Origin of the sequence: Pseudomonas baltica (assembly GCF_014235765.1) — a bacterium.
Lineage (GTDB): Bacteria > Pseudomonadota > Gammaproteobacteria > Pseudomonadales > Pseudomonadaceae > Aquipseudomonas > Aquipseudomonas baltica.
In genome coordinates this window covers 1,786,361-1,809,105 of record NZ_JACMYH010000001.1, presented here as the reverse complement: position 1 = coordinate 1,809,105, position 22,745 = coordinate 1,786,361, and the positions used below count along the sequence as shown (strand labels likewise).

The 22,745-nt window shown below is 63.2% G+C and carries 19 protein-coding genes; 12 read left to right on the top strand and 7 right to left on the bottom strand.

All coding sequences use genetic code 11. The features are described from left to right. Positions 1–37: 37 nt before the first annotated feature. Positions 38–418 carry a histone-like nucleoid-structuring protein MvaT gene (mvaT, locus tag H7993_RS08075; RefSeq protein ID WP_122479728.1) on the bottom strand — a complete coding sequence of 127 codons (381 nt, stop codon included), beginning with the start codon at positions 416–418 and terminating at the stop codon, positions 38–40. Between the two features lie 314 nt (positions 419–732). Here mvaT and purU point away from each other — a divergent pair, with 314 nt between their 5' ends. Continuing rightward, complete coding sequence (gene purU, locus H7993_RS08070; RefSeq protein ID WP_122479422.1) at positions 733–1,584, top strand: formyltetrahydrofolate deformylase; 852 nt, start codon at positions 733–735, stop codon at positions 1,582–1,584. Between the two features lie 2 nt (positions 1,585–1,586). After that, positions 1,587–1,814 (top strand): hypothetical protein, encoded by a 228-nt coding sequence (locus tag H7993_RS08065; RefSeq protein WP_185794220.1) that lies wholly within the window; start codon positions 1,587–1,589, stop codon positions 1,812–1,814. On the opposite strand, the gene gpgF is transcribed toward H7993_RS08065, so the two are convergent. Further along, the gene (gpgF, locus tag H7993_RS08060; protein WP_185794005.1) at positions 1,783–2,778 is read right to left on the bottom strand and encodes a glucosaminyl phosphatidylglycerol flippase; all 996 of its coding nucleotides are present in this window, start codon (positions 2,776–2,778) and stop codon (positions 1,783–1,785) included. The two genes, H7993_RS08065 and gpgF, sit on opposite strands and share 32 nt — an antisense overlap. Before the next feature lie 416 nt (positions 2,779–3,194). Between gpgF and H7993_RS08055 the strand changes: the two genes are divergently transcribed. Beyond that, entirely contained in the window at positions 3,195–4,667 is a 1,473-nt protein-coding gene (locus H7993_RS08055) for a helicase HerA-like domain-containing protein (RefSeq protein WP_185794004.1), read from the top strand. A 69-nt stretch (positions 4,668–4,736) separates the two neighbouring features. On the opposite strand, the gene H7993_RS08050 is transcribed toward H7993_RS08055, so the two are convergent. Both H7993_RS08050 and H7993_RS08045 read right to left on the bottom strand, forming a co-directional pair. Beyond that, a complete protein-coding gene (locus H7993_RS08050; RefSeq protein WP_122479418.1) occupies positions 4,737–6,209 on the bottom strand; it encodes an inorganic phosphate transporter in 1,473 nt (490 codons plus the stop codon). Between the two features lie 297 nt (positions 6,210–6,506). After that, positions 6,507–6,707 carry a hypothetical protein gene (locus H7993_RS08045; protein WP_122479727.1) on the bottom strand — a complete coding sequence of 67 codons (201 nt, stop codon included), beginning with the start codon at positions 6,705–6,707 and terminating at the stop codon, positions 6,507–6,509. A gap of 275 nt (positions 6,708–6,982) precedes the next feature. On the opposite strand from H7993_RS08045, the gene pcaR reads away from it, so the two are divergent. The 9 genes from pcaR to pcaC all read left to right on the top strand — a co-directional run bounded on the left by pcaR (position 6,983) and on the right by pcaC (position 16,476). Continuing rightward, entirely contained in the window at positions 6,983–7,852 is an 870-nt protein-coding gene (pcaR, locus tag H7993_RS08040; protein WP_185794003.1) for a pca regulon transcriptional regulator PcaR, read from the top strand. Positions 7,853–8,017: 165 nt separating this feature from the next. Further along, a complete protein-coding gene (gene pcaK / locus H7993_RS08035) occupies positions 8,018–9,364 on the top strand; it encodes a 4-hydroxybenzoate transporter PcaK (protein WP_185794002.1) in 1,347 nt (448 codons plus the stop codon). Between the two features lie 133 nt (positions 9,365–9,497). Next, positions 9,498–10,358, top strand: coding sequence for a CoA transferase subunit A (locus H7993_RS08030; protein WP_185794001.1), 861 nt, complete (start codon positions 9,498–9,500; stop codon positions 10,356–10,358). Beyond that, positions 10,355–11,134: a CoA-transferase subunit beta gene (locus H7993_RS08025; RefSeq protein WP_122479414.1), complete on the top strand. Its 780-nt coding sequence runs from the start codon at positions 10,355–10,357 to the stop codon at positions 11,132–11,134. The genes H7993_RS08030 and H7993_RS08025 overlap by 4 nt, the downstream gene beginning before the upstream one ends. After that, positions 11,131–12,336: a 3-oxoadipyl-CoA thiolase gene (gene pcaF / locus H7993_RS08020; protein ID WP_185794000.1), complete on the top strand. Its 1,206-nt coding sequence runs from the start codon at positions 11,131–11,133 to the stop codon at positions 12,334–12,336. The genes H7993_RS08025 and pcaF overlap by 4 nt, the downstream gene beginning before the upstream one ends. 236 nt (positions 12,337–12,572) lie before the next feature. Next, entirely contained in the window at positions 12,573–13,862 is a 1,290-nt protein-coding gene (locus tag H7993_RS08015) for an MFS family transporter (RefSeq protein WP_122479412.1), read from the top strand. Positions 13,863–13,907: 45 nt separating this feature from the next. Then, on the top strand, positions 13,908–15,272 hold the full coding sequence (locus H7993_RS08010) for a 3-carboxy-cis,cis-muconate cycloisomerase (RefSeq protein WP_185793999.1): 1,365 nt from the start codon (positions 13,908–13,910) through the stop codon (positions 15,270–15,272). Between the two features lie 10 nt (positions 15,273–15,282). After that, entirely contained in the window at positions 15,283–16,071 is a 789-nt protein-coding gene (gene pcaD, locus H7993_RS08005; RefSeq protein WP_185793998.1) for a 3-oxoadipate enol-lactonase, read from the top strand. A 12-nt stretch (positions 16,072–16,083) separates the two neighbouring features. After that, on the top strand, positions 16,084–16,476 hold the full coding sequence (pcaC, locus tag H7993_RS08000) for a 4-carboxymuconolactone decarboxylase (protein WP_185793997.1): 393 nt from the start codon (positions 16,084–16,086) through the stop codon (positions 16,474–16,476). Positions 16,477–16,524: 48 nt separating this feature from the next. Here pcaC and H7993_RS07995 read toward each other — a convergent pair whose 3' ends face one another. From H7993_RS07995 to H7993_RS07985, 3 genes are all read right to left on the bottom strand, one after another. Next, on the bottom strand, positions 16,525–17,790 hold the full coding sequence (locus H7993_RS07995; RefSeq protein ID WP_122479409.1) for an OprD family porin: 1,266 nt from the start codon (positions 17,788–17,790) through the stop codon (positions 16,525–16,527). A 327-nt stretch (positions 17,791–18,117) separates the two neighbouring features. Next, complete coding sequence (locus H7993_RS07990) at positions 18,118–19,572, bottom strand: AdeC/AdeK/OprM family multidrug efflux complex outer membrane factor (protein ID WP_185793996.1); 1,455 nt, start codon at positions 19,570–19,572, stop codon at positions 18,118–18,120. Next, a complete protein-coding gene (locus tag H7993_RS07985; protein WP_122479407.1) occupies positions 19,569–22,745 on the bottom strand; it encodes an efflux RND transporter permease subunit in 3,177 nt (1,058 codons plus the stop codon). The genes H7993_RS07990 and H7993_RS07985 overlap by 4 nt, the downstream gene beginning before the upstream one ends.

The window sequence follows — 22,745 nt, the reverse complement described above, 5'->3', positions numbered from 1 at the left end:
CTGTGATCTACAGACTGCAATCCAAACGATGTAGCGATCAGCCGAGGAAACTGGCCCAGCTCTCGACCACGTCACCACCCCATTTGGCTTTCCATTCTTTCAGGGTCTTGTGGTTGCCACCCTTGGTCTCGATGACTTCACCGTTGTGCGGGTTCTTGTATTGTTTGACCTTGCGCGCGCGCTTGGTGCCGGTAACTTTGCCTGTGGCAGGGCGCGGTGCCTTGTTCAACTTGGCTTCTGGATCCAGCAGGGCAATGATGTCACGCAGTGATTTCTGGTATTCGCCCATCAGGGTGCGCAGTTTGCCTTCGAATTCCAGTTCGGTTTGCAATTTGTCGTCTTCGGACAGGTTCTTCAAGCGTGCCTGAAGCTCTTTGATAGCCTCTTCGGTTGCGCGATATTCGTTGATCAGGGACATGGTCATACCTCGGTAATGCAAGTGTCAGTGGAAACAGTGTCGTGATAATAAGCATCCACCGAGGCCAAGTAAACATTTAACGGAAACACTGCGTTGATACCGACAGTGCCTGCAAACTCGAGGTGAATGATTTTTCATGTCATTACCGGGCAGATCTATTTAATACCTGTGACTCCATCGACAGTGTGCCGGCCGACCCGTTCGGTGGAGCGGGGCGGGTGTGCGACACGCTTGAAAGGCTGCAATCAATACTGCAGATTCGGCCGTCAGCCGCTAGAATGGCGCCCTTTGCGAAGTTTCTGGAGTTTGAATACATGCGCACTTTTCGGCTGGTGACCGCTTGCCCGGACCGCGTTGGCATCGTTGCCAAAGTCAGCCATTTCCTGGCGTCCCACAACGGCTGGATCAGCGAATCGAACCACCACTCCGATGACCAGAACGGCTGGTTCTTCATGCGCCACGAAATTCGTGCCGACACCCTGCCGTTCGACATCGACGCCTTCCGCGAAGCCTTCGCGCCCATCGCCGAAGAGTTCGCCATGGAATGGCGGGTTACCGACACCGCGCAGAAGAAGCGCGTGGTGCTCATGGCCAGCCGCGAATCCCACTGCCTGGCTGACCTGCTGCACCGCTGGCACAGCAACGAGCTGGACTGCGACATCGCCTGCGTGGTGTCCAACCACGACGACCTGCGCAGCATGGTCGAATGGCATGGCATTCCCTTCTACCACGTGCCGGTCGACCCTCAGGACAAACTGCCGGCGTTCGCCGAAGTCTCGCGCCTGGTCGATCAGCACCAGGCCGATGTCGTGGTGCTGGCGCGTTACATGCAGATTCTGCCACCGCAGTTGTGCCAGGCCTATGCCGGCAAGATCATCAACATCCACCACAGCTTCCTGCCGTCTTTCGTCGGCGCCAAGCCTTACCACCAGGCCTCGCTGCGCGGCGTGAAACTGATCGGTGCCACCTGTCACTACGTCACCGAGGAGCTGGACGCCGGCCCGATCATCGAGCAGGACGTGGTTCGCGTCAGCCACAGCGACAGCATCGACGACATGGTGCGCTTCGGTCGCGATGTCGAGAAAATGGTTCTGGCCCGTGGTCTGCGCTATCACCTCGAAGACCGCGTGATGGTGCACGGCAACAAGACCGTAGTCTTCAGCTGAGCATGGACGAGCCGGGCGACAAGGCCAGTGCCAAGCCGTTGCCGGTGCTCGGTGCGGGCTGTGCGAGCCGCTTCGATCCCGAGGCGCTGAGCGAGGAGCACGGCACCGATTTTCCGGGTGCCGAGGCGTTGTGGGCGCAGCAGCTGCGGGAACAGCAGCAGGGCGAGCCTGCCAGCGACGTCGACACGCCCGCTGCGGTCAAGCCTGGCGGGCCCGCAGCAGCTTGTTGAGCAAGGGTTTGCCCAACAGGGCGACGAACACCGGGCCGCCGGCGATCAGGTAGAAGTAGTAGGTGACCAGCCGCCAGATCAGAATGGCGGCGGCAGCGGTCGACTTGCCTACCATGGGCGCCAACAGGGCGGCCGAGGCCAGCTCGGCGGCGCCCGCGCCGCCGGGCAACAGGCTGAACTGGCCGGCGCTCAGGGCCAGCATCTGAATCAGAAAGCTCCACGCCCAGTCCACCTCGCTGCCCAGCCCCTGCAAAGTGAAATACAGCACGCTGTAGCGCAGCGTCCAGTGCACGCAGGTCAAGGCAAACACCTGGGCAAGCACGCGGCGGGGCAGGCGGAAGTTGTCAGCGAAAGCGTCGAGAAAATGCAGCAGTTTGCGCGCCCAGCGCCGTCGTGTGGCGGGCTTGATGCGCAGCAGTTGCAGGAGCCGCCCGTTGATCTTGATCACCGGGCGGTGATAGCGCGCCAGTACTGCGCATGCTATCAACGCGCCCGTCATCAGAATCCCGCTGGCCAGCAGCATGCTTTCCAGTGCCTGGCTGAGGTTGTGAAACAGCGCGTAGACCAGAATGCACAGTAGGGCGAAGAAGAAGAACATCAGGTCGTTGAGCTGGTCCATGGCGAACACGGCGCTGGTCTTGGCCGCGCCGATGCCCTGGCGTCCCAGCAAGGCCAGCAGGGTCAGTGGTGCGCCGCTGCCGCCCGGGGTGGCGCAATAGGCGAACTCTGCCGCCATCACTACCGCAACCGTCTTCAGCCGACCGATGCGTGCGGCCTGCTCGGCCAGCAGCAGCCGCAGGCGCATGGCATTCACCACCCAGCCGACGCAGATCATGCCGAACATGCCCAATAGCAGAAGCAGCGAGAACCCGCGCAGGCGCTGGAGCATTTCGCTGCCGCCCATGACGATGGGAATGAGCACGGCGACGGCGATGATCAGAACCAGCCACAGCATACGACTCATGGTAGGCGAGTCGTCGCGAGGTTCGCGGGAGGGGAAAGGCGAGTGCGCTGCATGGAAGAGTCCGTATGGGCCGGCGTCGGGCCGTCGTGGGCGAGATGATAGCCGCGTCGGCGCGATTCGTCAGCGACTTGGGTTCGCGGTTAGATCAGTGGGTCATACGTGCACTCAGGGGCCTCTTCGCGGGCAGAGCCCCGCTCCCACAGGGAACACCTACCATTCTTGTGGCAGCAAGCCTATTCGCGGGCAGAGGGCTCGCCGCCCGGCCCGCTCCCACAGGGAACGCCTCCCTTGCCCTGTGGGAGCGGGCTCTGCCCGCGAAGAGGCCGGCACTGATTCACCCAGGATTTTTTCCTGCACACCGGCCGGTTTGGCATTACGCTGGGTCAGGCTTCATTGAATAACAGCAGAGGTGCAACATGACGGATGCCCGACACGTATTGTTCGGTGCCGACCTGAGCGGCGAGCCAGTGGGTCTGGACCTGCGCCTGGCCAACCGCCACGGTTTGATCGCCGGTGCCACCGGAACCGGCAAGACGGTCACCCTGCAGCGCCTGGCCGAGGCATTCAGCGAGGCCGGGGTGGCGGTCTTTGCCGCCGATATCAAGGGTGATCTGTGCGGCCTGGGCGCCGGTGGCAATCCGCAGGGCAAGATCGCCGAGCGGATTGCGCAGATGCCATGGCTGGAGTACCGCCCCCAGGCCTGCCCGGTCACCCTCTGGGACATTCATGGGCAGTCCGGCCATCCGCTGCGCACCACGCTCAGCGAAATGGGGCCGCTGCTGCTGGGCAGCCTGCTGGAACTCACCGACAGCCAGCAATCCGCGCTGTACGCCGCCTTCAAGGTAGCCGACCGCGAAGGCTTGCTGCTGCTCGACCTCAAGGATCTCAAGGCGCTGCTCAACCACCTCCGGGACAACCTAGAGCTGCTCGGTGACGACAGCGCGCTGATGACCACGGGCTCGAGCCAGGCCCTGTTGCGCCGCCTTGCCACACTGGAGCAGCAGGGCGCCGAAGCGCTGTTCGGCGAGCCGGCCCTGCGCCTGGAAGACATTCTGCACCCCGACGCCGATGGCCGCGGCCGCATCCATCTGCTCGACGCCAGCCGCCTGGTGCACGAGGCGCCGAAAGTCTACGCCACCTTCCTGTTGTGGCTGCTGGCTGAGCTGTTCGAGCAATTGCCCGAGCGCGGCGACGCCGACAAGCCGTTGCTGGCGCTGTTTTTCGACGAAGCCCACTTGTTGTTCAACGGCACCCCCAAAGCCCTGCAGGATCGCCTGGAGCAAGTGGTGCGGTTGATTCGCTCCAAGGGCGTCGGCGTGTACTTCGTCACCCAGTCGCCCAGCGACCTGCCCGATGCGGTGCTGGCCCAACTGGGCCTGCGCATCCAGCACGGTCTGCGGGCGTTCACCGCCCGAGAGCAGAAAGCGCTCAAGGCGGTTGCCGAAGGTTTCCGCCCCAACCCCGCGTTCGACACCCTGGCGGTGCTGACCGAGCTGGGCACCGGCGAGGCCTTGGTCGGAACGCTGGAGGAGAAAGGCACCCCGGCGATGGTCCGGCGCGTCTCAATCGCGCCGCCGCAGTCGCGTATCGGCCCGCTGACGGACGCCGAGCGTGCCGCCGTGGTCCGCAACTCTGCACTGGCCGGGCGTTACGATCAGCCGGTGGACCGCGAGTCCGCCTATGAACTGCTGACCGCGCGCAAGCTGGCGCCCGCCGCGGACCCTGCACAGCCGCCCGCGCCAAGCCTGGCCGACAAGGCCGGCGAGTTTCTCAGTGGCGCTGCGGGGCAGGCATTGAAGTCAGCGATGCGCCAGGCGGCCAACCAGTTCGGTCGCCAGTTGGTTCGCGGCTTGATGGGGTCTTTGCTGGGCGGCAGCAAGCGCAAGTAGCGTCCAGCGTTTTCCCACCCATGCAAAAAGGCGCCCGCGGGCGCCTTTTCTGCAACTGTCGCTCATTACCTAGCCGACCAGTTGGCTCGCCAACCAGAACAGCCCGGCCGCCAGGCCCATTGAGGCCGGCAGGGTCAACACCCATGCCAGCATGATGGTGCGCACCGTGCCGCCCTGCAGCCCGCTCTTGTTGGCCACCATGGTGCCAGCGACGCCCGAGGAGAGGATGTGAGTAGTCGACACCGGCAGGCTGAACACGTTGGCTGCGCCGATGGCGCACGCTGTGACGATCTGCGCCGACATGCCCTGGGCGTAGGTCATGCCCTGCTTGCCGATCTTCTCGCCGATGGTCAGCACCACGCGTTTCCAGCCGACCATGGTGCCGGTGCCCAAGGCCAGGGCCACGGCCAGGATGACCCAGAACGGCGAGTATTCGGTGGTTGCGGTGAGGTCCTTGCGCAGCTTCTCGAGGTCGGATTTCTCACGCGGCTCCAGTGCTGGCAACTTGCCGACCTTCTTCGCCGTGTCATCCAGGCAGAGCAGGTAGCGACGCACTTCGATGCGACGCTCGGCCGCCAGCGAATGGTAGTCGGAGACACCTTCAAGCGTGCTCAACAGCGCTGCGATGGTAGGTTCGGTCTGCTGCGGATTGCAGCTGAACTTCTCCGGCAGATCGCCTTGTTGGGCTTTGCCCAGCGCCAGGAACTCACCCAGGGTGGCCTGGTTGCGCTGGTAGAACTGGCTCAAGTGCTGGGTCGCGTCGCGGGTCCGCTCGATCTGGTAGGTGGTCGAGTTCAGGTCAAGTACGAACTGCTGCGGGACGATACCGATCAATACCAGCATGATCAGGCCGATGCCCTTCTGGCCATCGTTGGAACCGTGCACGAAACTCACGGCCATGGCCGACAACACCAGCACCAGGCGATTCCAGAACGGTGGGTGCTTCTTGTCGTCCAGCTTGCGCCGCTGCTCCGGGGTCTTGTGCATCTTGGACGCCGGACGCCACCATTTCAGGCCGATCAGCACCAGGGCCGCCGCCACGAAGCCGGCGATGGGCGAGAACACCAGCGAGGCGCCGATGTCGATTGCCTTCTGCCAGTTGACGCCGTCGCCCAGGGGGATGTCGTTGATCAAGGCATTGGCCAGACCCACGCCCAGGATCGAGCCGATCAGGGTGTGCGAGCTCGAGGCCGGAATGCCGAAATACCAGGTGCCCAGGTTCCAGGTAATGGCCGCGGCCAGCAGCGAGAACACCATGGCCAGGCCATGTCCGGTGTTGACGTTGATCAGCAACTCCACCGGCAGCAGGTGGACGATCGCGTAGGCCACGCCAACGCCGCCCAGCAGCACGCCGAGGAAGTTGAAGATACCGGACAGGAATACGGCCAGGTGCGGCGGCATTGCCTTGGTGTAGATGACTGTGGCCACCGCGTTGGCGGTGTCATGAAAGCCGTTGATGAATTCGAAGGTGAGAACAAACGCCAGCGCTAAGAACAGGCTGACCAACACCCACGCATCCAGTGCGCTGAATAATTCGATCATGAAGGTTTTGTGACCGGGCCATTGAGGGGGCGCGATTATGCCAGAAATCGAGGCGTTATGACCCCCCAGGCGCTGACCGGTGGGTCCGCTTTTCCGGCATTCAGCAGGCAGTGGCGAGGGCTGACGCCAAAGCAGCAGGCACCTTGGCCCCGAAAATTCAGGCTATCGGTAGCAGGCAACGTCCCGCATACAACCCTGAATAATTCAAACGGGCGTATGAAATTTATCGCCACATGACGCATTTTTGATGGCAATTGACGTGGCAGGGCCGGCGCGGTGCGTCGTGCCACGTCAATATCAGGCGTTAGGCTGTTGCAGGTCTTTTTCGATCTTCTGGATCTCTTCCTGGAATGCCAGATCGACAATGCTGGCGCGTTTGCGCCAAGGTTTGCGTTCGGGTTCCGGCTGAGCAGCGTAGGTGGTGATCTCGCCGCCGTAGACTTCCTTGTAACGTTGTTCCTGGCGCTCCAGTTGCGCGCGCAGTTCGTCTTTCGTCACATTCATTACTCTGATAATTGGAAAGTTGAAACCGGCTGACAGGGTTTCTCCAGCGCCGTGCCAGTTGGCGAACGCATTGTAGCGAGTCGCAGTGTCAACGGGGCACCTGGGCCTGTCATCGAATGTGTGTAGCTCAACTCGATACACACTAGGAAAACGCAAACAGGGATAAGTTTCAGCACTGACCACGAAACGCCCGCTGTACAGGTTTGCGATTATCGCCCGCTGGTTCGATAATCGCCCTGAGCAGTTCCCAGTATCCAGAGGGCAGTTTGATGAGCGAAGACACTCCACCGGCAGCCTCGACAGTGCCCCAGCGAACTGCGTTCAGCTCCCTGGCTCCGCCGATCGTGGCATCGCCGGCCAAGCGCATCCAGGCGTTTACCGGCGATCCCGACTTCATGACCTCGCTGGCCCGCGGGCTGGCGGTGGTGCAGGCATTCCAGGAGCGCAAGCGACACCTGACCATCGCGCAGATCAGCCACCGCACCGAAATCCCTCGGGCCGCCGTGCGACGTTGCCTGCATACCCTGATCAAGTTGGGCTACGCCACCACCGATGGGCGCACCTACTCGCTGTTGCCCAAGGTCCTGACCCTTGGCCATGCCTACCTGTCGTCGACACCCCTGGCGGTGTCTGCACAGCCGTATCTGGATCGCATGAGCGAGCAGCTGCACGAAGCCTGCAACATGGCCACGCTCGAAGGCGACGACATTCTCTACATCGCGCGCTCGGCCACGACCCAGCGGCTGATCTCCGTGGACCTGTCGGTGGGCGGCCGGCTGCCGGCGTATTGCACCTCCATGGGCCGCATATTGCTCGCCGCGCTCGACGATGCTTCGTTGCACGAATACCTGCAGCACACCGACCTTGCTCCCAAGACCAGCCGTACCTTGACCAGCAAGGTGACATTGCTCGAATGCCTGGAGCGGGTTCGCCAGCAGGGCTGGTGCATCGTCGATCAGGAGCTGGAGCAGGGCCTGCGTTCGATTGCCGTGCCGGTGTACGACGCGTCGGGGCAGGTGCTGGCGGCGCTCAACGTCAGTACCCACGCCGGTCGAGTGACGCGGGCGGAACTGGAGCAACGCTTCCTGCCGATCATGCTGGCTGCCAGCCGCGACTTGAGTGCGCAACTGTTCGCTTGAACCATCGTGGCCAGCGTGGGCATTGCAGTGTGCGGTGACCGCACACATCTGCAGGTGCGCGATTGACCGGGCCGGGGCGCGCTGACTAATGTCCATCGCATCGACTGCTCAGGCATGTGTCGATGTGCCCGTCTTTCCCGAATAACTACAATGACAAGAACAATAATGAACAGACCTGCCAACGCTGCAGGGGTGTGCCTGGATGTGCAGACCCTGATCAACGACCGACCGCTGTCGCGCTACCAATGGCGCGTGGTCATCCTGTGTTTCCTGATCGTCTTTCTCGATGGCCTGGACACCGCCGCCATGGGCTTCATCGCGCCCGCGCTGTCGCAGGAGTGGGGCATCGACCGGGCCAGCCTGGGGCCGGTGATGAGCGCCGCGCTGATTGGCATGGTGTTCGGCGCGCTGGGCTCCGGGCCCTTGGCCGACCGCTTCGGGCGCAAGGTGGTGCTGGTTGGGGCGGTGCTGGTGTTTGGCGGGTTCAGCCTGGCATCGGCCTACAGCAGCAACGTCGATCAACTGCTGATCCTGCGCTTTCTCACCGGCTTGGGGCTGGGCGCGGGTATGCCCAACGCCACCACGCTGTTGTCCGAATACACCCCCGAACGCTTTCGCTCGCTGCTGGTGACCAGCATGTTCTGCGGTTTCAACCTGGGCATGGCCGGTGGCGGGTTCATGTCCGCCAAGCTGATTCCTGCCTTCGGCTGGCACAGCCTGCTGTTGCTCGGCGGTGTGCTGCCGCTGCTGCTGGCGGTAGTGCTGATGGTCTGGCTGCCCGAGTCGGCGCGGTACCTGGTGGTACGCAACAAAAGCGTGGAAAAAATCCGTCGTACCCTTGCACCGATCGACCCTGAGCAAGTGGCGCGGGCCGAGCGTTTCAGCGTTCCCGAACAGAAAACCGTCAAAGCGAGCAACGTCCTGGCGGTGATCTTTTCGGGCACCTACCGTGCCGGCACCTTGCTGCTGTGGCTCACCTATTTCATGGGTCTGGTGATCGTCTACCTGTTGACCAGCTGGCTGCCGACGCTGATGCGCGACAGCGGCGCGAGCCTCGAGCAGGCCGCCTTCATCGGCGCGCTGTTCCAGTTCGGCGGTGTACTGAGTGCCGTAGGCGTGGGTTGGGCGATGGACCGGTTCAACCCGCACAAGGTCATTGCCACGTTCTACCTGCTGGCTGGCGTATTCGCCTACGCGGTAGGGCAAAGCCTGGGCAACATCACCGTGCTGGCGACGCTGGTGCTGATCGCCGGGATGTGCGTCAACGGCGCGCAGTCGGCGATGCCGTCGCTGGCCGCGCGGTTCTATCCGACACAGGGACGCGCTACCGGTGTGTCGTGGATGCTGGGCATCGGCCGTTTCGGTGCAATTCTGGGTGCCTGGATGGGCGCGACACTGCTCGGCCTGGGTTGGGATTTCGAACAGGTGCTGACTGCGCTGGTCGTCCCCGCCGTGCTGGCCACCGTGGCCTTGTTGATCAAGGGGCGCGTCAGCCACGCCGACGCTACCTGAAGCGCGCCGCTGTACTGTTCGATAATCGAACAGATAGTCGATAATCGGATTGTTCGTGTGAGGCTGGCGCCCTAACCTGTATGCCAGCTTCATTCAAACAAGATGGCTCACAGTACCGAGGAGTCCTGCCCACATGGCTGCAATTCTGTCGCTCACCGACGCGGTGAAGCAATTCGTCAACGATGGCGACACCATCGCGCTCGAAGGCTTCACCCACCTGATTCCAACCGCTGCAGGTCACGAGATCATTCGTCAAGGCAAGAAAGACCTGACGCTGGTGCGCATGACCCCCGACCTGATCTACGATCAGTTGATCGGCGCCGGTTGCGCTCGCAAGTTGATCTTCTCGTGGGGCGGCAACCCCGGTGTCGGTTCGCTGCATCGACTGCGCGACGCCGTCGAGAAGCAGTGGCCGCAAGCGCTGGAGATCGAAGAACACAGCCATGCCGACCTGGCCAATGCCTATGTGGCCGGCGCCTCGGGCCTGCCGTTTGCGGTGTTGCGGGCCTACGCCGGTTCCGATCTGCCCAAGGTCAACCCGCTGATCAAGACGGTGACCTGCCCCTTCACCGGCGAAGTGCTGGCAGCGGTGCCGTCGGTGCGCCCCGATGTCACCGTGATCCATGCGCAGAAAGCCGACCGCAAGGGCAACGTACTGCTGTGGGGCATCCTCGGCGTGCAGAAGGAGGCCGCCTTGGCCGCCAAGCGCTGTATCGTCACGGTGGAAGAAATTGTCGACGACCTGCAGGCCCCCATGAACGCCTGCGTACTGCCGACCTGGGCACTGACTGCGGTCTGCCACGTACCGGGTGGGGCACATCCGTCCTACGCCCACGGCTACACCGAGCGCGACAACGTGTTTTACCAAGCCTGGGATCCTATTGCGCGAGACCGACAGACCTTTACCGCCTGGATCGACACCTACATCCGTGGCACGCAGAACTTCAGCGAATACCAGGCGAAACTGGCCAGCGCAGCGCAGGTGACCCCATGACTTACTCCACCAACGAGATGATGACCGTCGCGGCTGCGCGGCGCTTGCGCAACGGCGCGGTGTGCTTCGTCGGCATCGGCCTGCCGTCCAAGGCCGCCAACCTGGCCCGTCTGACCTCCTCGCCGGACGTGGTGCTGATCTACGAATCAGGTCCGATTGGCGCTAAACCCACCGTGCTGCCCTTGTCCATCGGCGATGGCGAGTTGGCGGAAACCGCCGACACCGTCGTGCCGACGGGTGAGATCTTCCGCTACTGGCTGCAGGGTGGACGTATCGACGTCGGCTTCCTCGGCGCCGCCCAGGTCGACCGTTTCGGCAACATCAACACCACCGTGGTGGGCGACTATCATCAGCCCAAGGTACGCCTGCCGGGCGCTGGCGGAGCGCCTGAAATCGCAGGTTCCGCCAAGAGCGTGCTGATCATCCTCAAGCAGTCGCACCGCAGCTTCGTCGAGAAGCTCGATTTTCTCACGTCGGTGGGCCATGGTGACGGCGGCGACTCGCGCAAGCGCCTGGGCCTGCCGGGCCAAGGCCCGGTGGGGATCATCACCGACCTGTGCATCATGGAACCGGAGGCCGGCACCAACGAGTTCGTGGTCACCTCCATCCACCCCGGTGTGACCCGCGAGCAGATCAGTGCTGCCACCGGCTGGAAGGTCCGCTTCGCCGACGACGTGCAGACCACGGCCGAGCCCGATACCACCGAACTGGAGGCGTTGCGCGCCCTGGAAGCACGCACCGCGGCCGCCCATGGCCAAGCGCCGGGAGAAGCATGATGCGTGACGTATTCATTTGCGATGCGGTACGTACGCCCATCGGTCGCTTTGGCGGCAGCCTGGCCAACGTGCGTGCCGACGACCTCGCCGCCGTGCCGATCAAGGCGTTGCTCGAGCGTAACCCGACGGTGGATTGGGCGCAGGTCGACGAAGTGTTCATGGGCTGCGCCAATCAGGCGGGCGAAGACAACCGCAACGTCGCACGCATGGCGCTGCTGCTGGCCGGCCTGCCCGAAGGCGTGCCGGGCGTGACCCTCAACCGCTTGTGTGCTTCGGGCATGGATGCGGTGGGCACGGCGTTCCGCGCCATTGCCAGTGGCGAGATGGAGCTGGCGATTGCCGGTGGTGTTGAATCGATGTCACGCGCACCCTTCGTCATGGGCAAGGCCGATGCCGGTTTCTCCCGCAACATGAAGCTGGAAGACACCACCATCGGTTGGCGCTTCATCAACCCGCTGATGAAGGCCCACTATGGCGTGGATGCGATGCCGCAGACCGCCGACAACGTGGCTGACGATTACCGGGTTTCCCGTGAGGACCAAGACGCCTTCGCCGTGCGCAGCCAGCAACGCACCGCTGCCGCCCAGGCGGCGGGCTTCTTCGCCGAGGAAATCGTACCAGTGCGCATTCCCGGCAAGAAGGGCGACACCGTGGTCGAGCAGGACGAGCATCCACGTGCCGATACCACCCTGGAAACCCTGGCCAGGCTCAAGCCGGTCAACGGCGCCGACAAGAGCGTGACCGCAGGCAATGCTTCGGGTGTCAACGACGGCGCCGCCGCCATGATTCTCGCCAGTGCCGAGGCAGTGCAGAAGCATGGCCTGACGGCCCGTGGCCGGGTGCTGGGCATGGCCAGTGCCGGGGTGGCGCCACGGGTAATGGGCGTCGGTCCGGTACCGGCAGTGCGCAAGCTGCTGGAACGCCTGGACCTGGCGGTCGAGGACTTCGACGTGATCGAGCTCAACGAGGCGTTCGCCAGCCAGGGCCTGGCCGTGCTGCGCGAGCTGGGGCTGGCGGACGACGCGGCGCAGGTCAATCCCAACGGCGGGGCGATTGCCTTGGGCCACCCATTGGGCATGAGCGGGGCGCGGCTGGTGTTGACCGCGCTGCATCAGTTGGAAAAAAGTGGCGGCAAGCGCGGGCTGGCGACGATGTGCGTGGGGGTAGGGCAGGGGTTGGCGTTGGCGATCGAGCGGGTTTGAGGGGGACCTGACGGGCCTCTTCGCGGGCAGAGGGCTCGCCGCCCGCCCCGCTCCCACAGAAAGCCCGCTCCCACATAGATCAAATGTTCTTGTGGGAGCAGGCTCCTGTGGGAGCGGGCTCTGCCCGCGAAGAGGCCCTAAAGCCAACCCTCAACCTCCCAGACCGCCAATCACCTTGTGCCTGAGGTTGTAACAGGTTATGTCTAGCCTTTACCGACCTCAATGAGAACTAAAACATGACAACAGTTCATTACACCGGTGAGGAGCGCAAGAAGCGCATATTCGCGATCGTCGGCGCTTCATCGGGCAACCTGGTGGAGTGGTTCGACTTCTATGTCTACGCCTTCTGCGCCATTTATTTCGCCCCAGCCTTCTTTCCTTCCGACGATCCAACCGTGCAACTGGTCAACACCGCCGGAGTGTTCGCCGCAGGCTTTCTGATGCGGCCGATCGGTGGCTGGCTGTTCGGCCGCGTGGCCGACAAGCATGGCCGCAAGAACTCCATGATGATCTCGGTGCTGATGATGTGCGCTGGCTCGCTGGTGATCGCCTGCCTGCCGACCTACGCCACCATCGGTGTCTGGGCACCGATCATCCTGTTGCTGGCCCGGCTGTTCCAGGGTCTGTCGGTGGGCGGTGAATACGGCACCACGGCGACCTACATGTCCGAAGTCGCCCTGCGTGGCCAGCGTGGTTTCTTCGCGTCGTTCCAGTACGTGACGTTGATCGGCGGGCAACTGCTGGCTGTGCTGACCGTGGTCATCCTTCAGCAGTTTCTCGATGAGCAGGAACTGCGGGCCTGGGGCTGGCGCATTCCGTTTTTCGTCGGTGCCGTCGCCGCGATCATCTCGCTGTTGTTGCGCCGTACGCTGAAGGAAACCAGCACCGCCGAAACGCGCAACGACAAGGACGCCGGCAGCATCGCCGGGCTGTTCAAGAATCACAGCGCAGCCTTCATCACCGTATTGGGCTACACCGCCGGCGGCTCGCTGATTTTCTACACTTTCACCACCTACATGCAGAAGTACCTGGTCAATACCGCAGGCATGCATGCCAAGACCGCCAGCCTGATCATGACCGGCGCGCTGTTCCTGTACATGTGCATGCAGCCGCTGTTCGGCATGCTTGCCGACCGCATCGGCCGACGCACCTCGATGCTCTGGTTCGCCGGGCTCGGTACCTTGTGCACCTTGCCGATCCTCATGGCATTGAAGACCGTCACCAGCCCGTTCCTGGCGTTCGTGCTGATCACCCTGGCCCTGGCCATCGTCAGCTTCTACACCTCGATCAGTGGCCTGGTCAAAGCCGAGATGTTCCCGCCACAGGTGCGCGCCCTGGGCGTCGGCCTGGCCTACGCGGTGGCCAACGCGGTGTTCGGCGGTTCAGCGGAGTTCGTCGCCTTGAACCTGAAGAACATGGGCAACGAAAACGCGTTCTACTGGTACGTCACGGTGATGATGGCCATCGCCTTCCTGTTCAGCCTGCGGCTGCCCAAGCAGCCCAAGTACCTGCATACCGACCATTAAACCCAGGGGCGCGCCATCGCTGGCGCGCCCTTGCAGGGGAGCTCCATGAACCAACCGCCGAACAATCAGTTGTTCGATGTCTACTTCACCGCCCCGGCCATGCGCCAGATCTTCTGCGACCATGGCCGGGTGCAGGGCATGCTCGATTTCGAAGCCGCGCTGGCTCGCGCCCAGGCGCGGGTCGGTGTGATCCCCAGCGCGGCAGTCGCTCCCATAGAGGCCGCGTGCAAGGCCCAGCTATACGACTTCCAGGCCTTGGCGCAGGCCATTGCCAGTGCTGGCAACTCGGCCATCCCCTTGGTCAAGATGCTCGGCAAGGTCATTTCCGCCACAGACGCCGAGGCCGAGCGCTACGTGCATCTGGGGGCGACCAGCCAGGATGTCATGGACACCGGGCTGGTCCTGCAGCTGCTGGCGGCAGTGGAGCTGATCGAATCCGACCTGCGCCTGCTGACCGATGCCCTGAGCCAGCAGGCTCGCCGCCATGCGGCCACGGTGATGCCCGGACGAACCTGGCTGCAACACGCCACACCCGTCACCCTGGGCATGAAGATCGCTGGCTGGCTCGGCGCCCTGACCCGCAGCCGGCAGCGCCTGCGCGAGCTCAGGCCGCGGCTGGCCTGCCTGCAGTTCGGCGGTGCCTCGGGCACCCTGGCCGCCCTCGGCGATCGAGCCATGCCGGTGGCCCAGGCGCTGGCCGAGGAACTGCACCTGAATCTGCCCGAGCAGCCTTGGCATACCCAACGCGACCGACTGGTGGAGCTGGCCTCGGTGCTGGGCCTGTTGGCCGGCAGTCTGGGCAAGCTGGGGCGTGATATCAGCCTGCTGATGCAGACCGAGGCGGCGGAAGTCTTCGAACCTTCGGCACCAGGCAAGGGCGGTTCCTCGACCATGCCGCACAAGCGCAATCCGGTCGGTGCGGCGGTGCTGATCGGCGCCGCCACCCGGGTGCCGGGCCTGCTGGCCACGCTGTTCAGCGCGATGCCGCAGGAACACGAGCGCAGCCTGGGGCTGTGGCACGCCGAATGGGAAACGCTGCCGGAGATCTGCTGCCTGGTGTCCGGCGCGCTGCAGCAGGCGCTGGCCATCGCCGACGGCATGCAGGTCGACGAGGGGCGCATGCTGGCGAACCTGGAACTGACTCACGGCCTGGTGCTGGCCGAAGCTGTGAGCATCGTGCTGGCCCAGCGGATCGGTCGCGACCGCGCCCATCATGTGCTGGAACAGTGCTGCAAGCAGGCCGTCGCCCAGGGCCGGCACCTGCGCGCGGTGCTCGGCGACGAGCCGCAGGTCACCGAGCACTTGGACGCCAATGAACTGGACCGTCTGCTGGACCCTTCGCATTACCTGGGCCAGGCCCGGGTCTGGGTCGAACGGGCGGTCGCCGAACACGATCTTTTGAATGCGTGAGGAGATGAGCGTGGCACAGGTACAACTCGCCGACGGCGAACTCGATTACAGTCTGCAAGGCCCCGAGGACAAGCCGGTACTGGTTCTGTCCAACTCGCTGGGCACCGACCGGCACATGTGGGACAGCCAGATGGCCGCCTTCACCGAGCATTTCCAGGTGCTGCGCTACGACACCCGTGGCCATGGCCAATCCCTGGTCTCCCCTGGCACCTATACCGTCGAGCAACTGGGCGGCGACGTGCTGGCGTTGCTCGATGCCCTGCACCTGGAGAAGGTGCATTTCTGCGGGCTGTCCATGGGCGGCCTGATCGGCCAATGGCTGGGGATCAACGCCGGCGAGCGCCTGCACAAGCTGGTGATCTGCAACACGGCGGCGAAAATCGGTACCCAGGACGTCTGGAACCCCCGGATCGAAATGGTCCTTGGGCAGGGCGAGGCGGCCATGCAGTCGCTGCGCGACGCCTCCATCGCGCGCTGGTTCACCCCGGCGTTCGCCGAAGCCAACCCGGGTGAAACCCGGCGCGTCACCGACATGCTCGCCGCCACCTCGCCCCAAGGCTACGCCGCCAACTGCGCCGCCGTGCGCGACGCCGATTTCCGCGAGCAGTTGGGTGCCATCCAGGTACCGCTGTTGGTGATCGCAGGCACCGAGGACGCTGTGACCACGCCCGCCGACGCGCAATTCATCGTCGAGCAGGTGGCCGGTGCGCACTACGCGGAGTTTGCCGCGGCGCATTTGTCCAACGTTGAAGTCGGTGCGCCTTTCAGTGCCCGCGTCGTCGAATTTCTGTTGCGCTGAAGGAGCACGTCCATGGACGAAAAAGAACGCTACGAAGAAGGTCTGAAAGTCAGGCGAGCGGTGTTGGGCGATGCCCATGTGGAACGCAGCCTGAACAACCTGACCGAGTTCAATACCGAGTTCCAGGAGATGATCACCCGCCATGCGTGGGGTGATATCTGGACCCGTCCGGGCCTGCCGCGGCACACCCGCAGCCTGGTCACCATCGCCATGCTGATCGGCATGAATCGCAACGACGAGCTCAAGCTGCACTTGCGTGCGGCGGCAAGCAACGGTGTCACCCGTGAAGAGATCAAGGAAGTCTTGATGCAGAGTGCCATCTATTGTGGCATTCCAGCGGCCAACGCGACGTTTCACCTGGCCGAATCGGTATGGGATGAGCTGGGCGTCGAATCGCGCCAGTGACGCCCGAGCGGGCCGGTGCGGGCACCATGCCCGTCACCGGCGCGAGGGTTACAGAATGCTCAGCGGATAGCTGACGATCACCCGGTTTTCGTCGAACTCGCTGGTGCTGTAGTCGCGGCGCATGGTCGAGTTGCGCCAGCGCATGTTCAGGCTCTTGAAGGTGCCCGACTGCACGGTGTAGGCCAGTTCGGTTTCGCGGCCCCATTCCTTGCCGTCGGTGACGGTGGCGGTGTGCACATTGTCGCCGCTGATGTAGCGGTTCATCAGGGTCAGCCCCGGTACGCCCACGCCGGCGAAGTTGAAGTCATGGCGCAACTGCCAGGATTTCTCCTTGGCGTTCTCGTAGCTGGAGTTGTAGCTGTCGTTGGCCAGGGTGCCGCCACTGGTGCCGTTGACGCGCATCCAGCCATTGTCGCCGGTGACTTTCTGCAGACCGACATAGAAGGTGTTGCTGCCGTACTTGGCCGACAGCAGCGCCGACCAGGTCTTGTTGTCCAGGTCACCGGCCCTTGCGCTGCCGTCCTCCTTGCCATGGAAGAAGCCCAGGTTGGCACCCAGGGTCCAGTCGCCCAAGGGCTGGCTGTGGAGAATCTGCAGGTACTGCTGCTGGTAGATGTCCTTGAGCTCGGCATTCCACAGGCCGACCAGGGTGTTCTTGCCGTTGAAGGTGTACTCGCCACCGACGAAATTGAAGCGGTCGGAAGTGATGCCGGCGCGGCCCTGCAGGAACATGTCCTCCATGCTGGCGTCGTTGCGCGGGCTGTTCTTGCGGAACTGGCCGCCGTATAGCGTCAGGCCGTCGATTTCCTGGGAGGTGACCTGTCCGCCCTGGAAAGTCTGCGGCAGCGAGCGCCCGTCATCCGAGCGCAGGATAGGCAGCACCGGCATCCATTCACCGACCTTGAGCACGGTCTTGGATATCTTGGCCTTGGCGGCCACACCCAACCGACCGAAATCGTCGGCCGGGTCATTGCCGTCATGCACAGGCAACAACTGCGTGCCATAGGTACCACGGCCGCCGTCGAGCTTGACCGAGTACATGCCCAGCACGTCCACACCGAAGCCGACCATGCCTTGGGTGTAGCCGGACTTGGCATCGAGAATGAAGCTTTGGGTCCATTCCTCGGACTTGCTCTGCGGAAAGGCCGGGTTGGTGTGATTGCGGTTGAAGTAGAAGTTGCGCAGGTTCAGCCCTACCTTGGCGTCTTCCAGGAAGCCGGACTCGGCCGCAAAGGAGGGCAGGGCGGCCGTGGCAACGGTCAGCGCAATCAGGTTGGGCAACAGACGGGGTGAACGACGGAAGTGCTGGCGCATGGGGTAAACCTATTGTTATTGATTTTATGATTGACGCACGCTTGTACGAGCAGGTCATGCATGTTTCTAAGTGTTGCGCGGATGGTGCGTTGGGGTGACGCCCGATTCAACCGACCGCACGGGAATACGTGCGATAACCGAACACTAACTAACTGGTTAATAACAAGTCAGTTATCTGGTCATCAGACCACTATTGCTCAAGATTGAACTTTCGGCCAGTCCCGTGTGACATTTTCTTCAGGGGTTACCCTGTTCGTGCCGACGTCGCCGCCTGACCTGCATAAAAAAACCACCGCAGGCGGTGGTTTTTTCTTGCAACGTTGCGCTTCAGCTTTTCGGCGCCTGCGCTGGCTGTGCCAACTGGGCCTGGCCCGTACGCTCGTACCAGCCGCCACCCAGGGCCTTGTACAGATTGACCTCGCTGGTCAGCTGCGAAAGCCGGTCGGTGATCAGCGATTGCTGAGCACTGAACAGCGAGCGCTGGGCATCGAGGAAGGTCAGGTTGCTGTCGATACCGATCCGATAGCGACGCTCTGCCAGGCGGTAGTAATCCTGGTTGGCCTGTACCGAGTCACGCTGGGCCTGCAACTGCTCGTTGTAGGTCTTGCGTGCGGCGAGGCCGTCGGACACTTCCTGGAAGGCCGTTTGAATGACCTTCTCGTAGGTGGCGATGTTGATGTCCTTCTGGATCTTCGAGTAGTCCAGGCTTGCACGCAGCGCGCCGGCGTTGAAGATCGGCAGGCTGATGCTGGGCGAGAACAACCAGCTGCCGGAACCGGCGTCGAACAGGCCGGACAACTGGCGGCTCGAAGTGCCGGCGTTGGCGGTCAGGCTGATGCTGGGGAAGAACGCTGCGCGAGCCGCGCCGATGTTGGCGTTGGCGGCCAGCAAGGCGTGCTCGGCTTCGAGGATGTCCGGGCGCCGGGTCAGCAGCTGCGACGGCATGCCTGCGGGCACTTCGCTGAGCAGGTCGGCATCCAGGCCACGGGCTTCGGGCAGGTCCACCGGAATGCGCGTGCCCAGCAGCATGGTCAGGCTGTTGCGGTCCTGGGCCACCTGGCGGTGGTAGCGGGCCAGGCTGACCCGGGCGGTTTCCACCGCGGTGCGCGCCTGGCTCAGGTCGAGGGCCGAGGACACGCCCACTTCGGTGCTGCGGCTGGTCAGCTTGAGGCTCTGCTCGAACGCGCCCAGGGTGTCCTGGGTCAGTTTCAGCAGCGCCTGGTCGGCCTGCCAGGTCAGGTAGGCATTGGCCACGTTGGCCACCAGGCTGATCTGGGTGGAACGACGTGCCTCTTCGCTGGACAGGTAGGTCTGCAGCGCCTGTTCGTTGAGGCTGCGGATGCGGCCCCACAGGTCCAGTTCATAGGCGCTGACGCCCAGGGTGACCCCGTACTGGCTGGAGATGCCCGACTCGCCAAGCTGTGACAGGTCGGCCGGTGTGCGCTGACGCGTACCGGTGCCGTCGGCGTTGATCGCCGGGAACAGATCGGCGCGCTGGATGCGGTACTGCGCCCGGTAGGCCTCGATGTTCAGGGCCGCCACGCGCAGGTCGCGGTTGTTCTCCAGCGCCACCTGCACCAGGCGCTCGAGCGCCGGGTCGGTGAAGAACTGCCGCCAGCCTTGCTCGGCCGCAGCCACTTCGGCCGCATCGGCGGGCGCGTAGGCCTCGCCTTGCGGAAACTGCTCGGCCACTGGCAGGGCAGGCTGCTGGTACTCGGGGATCATCGAGCAGCCGCCGAGCACGAAGGCGGCGACAGCGATGGATATCAGTGACTTGCTCATTGGCCAGCCTCTTCGTGTGTAATGGCTTTGTCGTTGCCCTTGTCCTTCTCGTGTTCCTTGTCGTATTTGCTCTTGAACATCGACGACACGGCCACGTAGAACATCGGCACCCAGAAGATTGCCAGGACGGTGGCGGTGATCATACCGCCGATCACCCCGGTACCGATTGCATGTTGGCTGCCCGAACCTGCGCCGCTGGAAATCGCCAGCGGGACAACGCCGAGGATGAACGCCAGGGACGTCATGATGATCGGCCGCAGACGCATGCGGCACGCTTCGGCCGCCGCATCGACCAGGCTCTTGCCCTGTTCGTGCAGCTCCTTGGCGAACTCGACGATCAGAATGGCGTTCTTCGCCGCCAACCCCACCGTCACCAACAGGCCTACCTGGAAGAACACGTCGTTGGACAAGCCACGCATGCTGGTGGCAATCAACGCACCGATGACACCGAGCGGCACCACCAGAAGCACCGCGATCGGGATCGACCAGCTTTCATAGAGGGCTGCCAGACAGAGGAACACGAACAGCAGCGATATCGCATAGAGCGCCGGGGCTTGCGAGCCGGACAGACGTTCTTCGTACGACAGGCCGGTGAACGAGTAGCCGATGCCATCAGGCAGTTTCTTTGCCAGCGCCTCGACCTCGGCCATGGCGTCACCCGAGCTGTAGCCCGGTGCCGGAGTACCGAGGATCTCCATCGCCGCCACGCCGTTGTAGCGCGACAGTTTGGGCGAACCGTAGATCCACTCACCGGTGGCGATGGCCGACAGCGGCACCATGGTCCCGGAGTCGTTGCGCACGTACCACTTGTTCAGGTCTTCGGGGGTCATCCGCGCTGCCGCTTCGCCCTGCACATAGACCTTCTTCACCCGACCGCGGTCGATGAAGTCGTTGACGTAGCTACCGCCCAAAGCGATGGACAGGGTCTGGTTGATGGTCGACAAGGTGATGCCCAGGGCACTGGCCTTCTCGTCATCCACGGTGAGCTGGTACTGCGGCTCGTCGTTCAGACCGTTGGGACGCACGCCCGCCAGGATCTTGCTCTGGGCGGCCATGCCGAGGAACTGGTTACGTGCCTCCAGCAGTTTTTCGTGGCCAACCCCGCCCTGATCCTGCAGGTAGAAGTCGAAGCCCGAGGCGTTACCCAGTTCCAATACCGAAGGCGGGACCACGGCGAAGACCATGGCATCGCGGAAGCTGGCGAAATGCTTCTGCGCACGCTCGGCAATCTTGAACACAGTCGTCTCGGCGTCGCGCTCACCCCAGGGTTTGAGCATGACGAACGCCAGGCCCGAACTCTGGCCACGACCGGCGAAGTTGAAGCCGTTGACACTGAACACCGACTTCACACCAGCGCCTTCGCCATTTTCCCCATCCAGCAGGAAGGTGCGCATCTCGTCGATGACCTTCTGCGTCCGCTCGGCCGAGGAGCCTGCAGGCGTCTGCACCTGGGCGAAAATCACGCCCTGGTCTTCTTCAGGCAGGAACGCCGAAGGGATGCGGGTGAACAGGAAGATCATGCCAGCGAAAATGATCAGATAAACGATGAACGCCGGCAGCTTGTGCGTGACCATGCGCTTCACGCCGTTCTCGTAGCTGACCACGCTGCGGTCGAAGGTTCGGTTGAACCAGCCGAAGAACCCACGCTTGGGTTGGCCGTGTTTTTCCGGATCGATCGGCTTGAGCATGGTGGCGCACAATGCCGGGGTGAAGATCAGCGCGACCAGTACCGACAGCGCCATGGCCGAAACGATGGTGATCGAGAACTGTTTGTAGATCACACCGGTGGAGCCGCCGAAGAAGGCCATCGGCAGCAGTACCGCCGAGAGCACCATGGCGATACCCACCAGAGCGCCCTGGATCTGCTCCATGGACTTCTTGGTCGCCTCCTTGGGCGACAGGTGCTCCTCCGCCATGACCCGCTCGACGTTCTCCACCACCACGATCGCATCGTCCACCAATAGTCCGATGGCCAGGATCATGCCGAACATGGTCAAGGTATTGATGGTGAAACCGAACGCGGCGAGGATGCCGAAAGTGCCGAGCAATACCACCGGTACCGTCATGGTCGTGATGACCGTGGCGCGGAAGTTCTGCAGGAACAGGTACATCACCAGGAACACCAGCACGATCGCTTCGATCAGCGTGTGCACGACGCCGGAAATCGACTCGGTCACGGTCGGCGTGGTGTCATACGGGTAAACCACTTTCATGCCTGGCGGAAAGAACGGCTCCAGGTTGGCCACGGTGGCACGGATCGCCTTGGCGGTGTCCAGTGCGTTGGCGCCCGAGGCCAGCTTGATCGCCATGCCCGAGGCCGGCTTGCCGTTGAACTGGGCGTCGATGCTGTAGCTCTGGCCGCCCAGGGCGATGCGTGCAACATCCTTGAGACGTACCTGCGAACCGTCAGCGTCGACCTTGAGCAGAATGTTGCCGAACTGCTCGGCGGTCTGCAGGCGGGTCTTGCCGATGATGGTGGCGTTGAGCTGGGTGCCAGGCACGGCCGGCAGGCCGCCGAGCTGACCGGTAGCGATCTGCACGTTCTGCGCGCTGATCGCGGCGCTGATTTCCACCGGTGTCAGTTGATACTTGTTCAACTTGGCCGGGTCCAGCCAGATGCGCATGGCGTACTGCGAACCGAACACCTGGAAGTCGCCCACGCCCGAGGTCCGCGAGATCGGGTCCTGGATGTTGGAGACGATGTAGTTGGACAAGTCTTCACGGGTCAGCGTGTCGTCTTCGGCCACCAGGCCGATCACCAACAGGAAGTTCTTCACCGACTTGGTCACGCGCAGGCCCTGTTGCTGCACTTCCTGCGGCAACAGTGGGGTGGCCAGGTTGAGCTTGTTCTGCACCTGCACCTGGGCGATGTCGGGGTTGGTGCCCTGGTTGAAGGTCACGCTGATGGTCATGCTGCCGTCGGAGTTGCTCTCCGAGGAAACGTAACGCAGGTTGTCGATACCGTTGAGCTGCTGCTCGATGATCTGTACCACGGTGTCCTGCACGGTCTGTGCGGACGCACCTGGGTAGGTGACCTGGATGTCGATGGCGGTCGGCGCGATGGCCGGGTATTGGTTGATGGGCAGCTTGAGAATGGCCAGCCCACCCACCAGCATGATCACCAGGGCAAGTACCCAGGCGAAAATGGGGCGGTCGATAAAGAATTTAGACAT

Bases quoted from the DNA above. Each gene is read 5' to 3' on its own strand.
- mvaT (WP_122479728.1), bottom strand. From the start codon at position 418: ATGTCCCTGATCAACGAATATCGCGCAACCGAAGAGGCTATCAAAGAG.
- purU (WP_122479422.1), top strand. From the start codon at position 733: ATGCGCACTTTTCGGCTGGTGACCGCTTGCCCGGACCGCGTTGGCATC.
- H7993_RS08065 (WP_185794220.1), top strand. From the start codon at position 1,587: ATGGACGAGCCGGGCGACAAGGCCAGTGCCAAGCCGTTGCCGGTGCTC.
- gpgF (WP_185794005.1), bottom strand. From the start codon at position 2,778: ATGAGTCGTATGCTGTGGCTGGTTCTGATCATCGCCGTCGCCGTGCTC.
- H7993_RS08055 (WP_185794004.1), top strand. From the start codon at position 3,195: ATGACGGATGCCCGACACGTATTGTTCGGTGCCGACCTGAGCGGCGAG.
- H7993_RS08050 (WP_122479418.1), bottom strand. From the start codon at position 6,209: ATGATCGAATTATTCAGCGCACTGGATGCGTGGGTGTTGGTCAGCCTG.
- pcaR (WP_185794003.1), top strand. From the start codon at position 6,983: ATGAGCGAAGACACTCCACCGGCAGCCTCGACAGTGCCCCAGCGAACT.
- pcaK (WP_185794002.1), top strand. From the start codon at position 8,018: ATGAACAGACCTGCCAACGCTGCAGGGGTGTGCCTGGATGTGCAGACC.
- H7993_RS08030 (WP_185794001.1), top strand. From the start codon at position 9,498: ATGGCTGCAATTCTGTCGCTCACCGACGCGGTGAAGCAATTCGTCAAC.
- H7993_RS08025 (WP_122479414.1), top strand. From the start codon at position 10,355: ATGACTTACTCCACCAACGAGATGATGACCGTCGCGGCTGCGCGGCGC.
- pcaF (WP_185794000.1), top strand. From the start codon at position 11,131: ATGATGCGTGACGTATTCATTTGCGATGCGGTACGTACGCCCATCGGT.
- H7993_RS08015 (WP_122479412.1), top strand. From the start codon at position 12,573: ATGACAACAGTTCATTACACCGGTGAGGAGCGCAAGAAGCGCATATTC.
- H7993_RS08010 (WP_185793999.1), top strand. From the start codon at position 13,908: ATGAACCAACCGCCGAACAATCAGTTGTTCGATGTCTACTTCACCGCC.
- pcaC (WP_185793997.1), top strand. From the start codon at position 16,084: ATGGACGAAAAAGAACGCTACGAAGAAGGTCTGAAAGTCAGGCGAGCG.
- H7993_RS07995 (WP_122479409.1), bottom strand. From the start codon at position 17,790: ATGCGCCAGCACTTCCGTCGTTCACCCCGTCTGTTGCCCAACCTGATT.
- H7993_RS07990 (WP_185793996.1), bottom strand. From the start codon at position 19,572: ATGAGCAAGTCACTGATATCCATCGCTGTCGCCGCCTTCGTGCTCGGC.
- H7993_RS07985 (WP_122479407.1), bottom strand. From the start codon at position 22,745: ATGTCTAAATTCTTTATCGACCGCCCCATTTTCGCCTGGGTACTTGCC.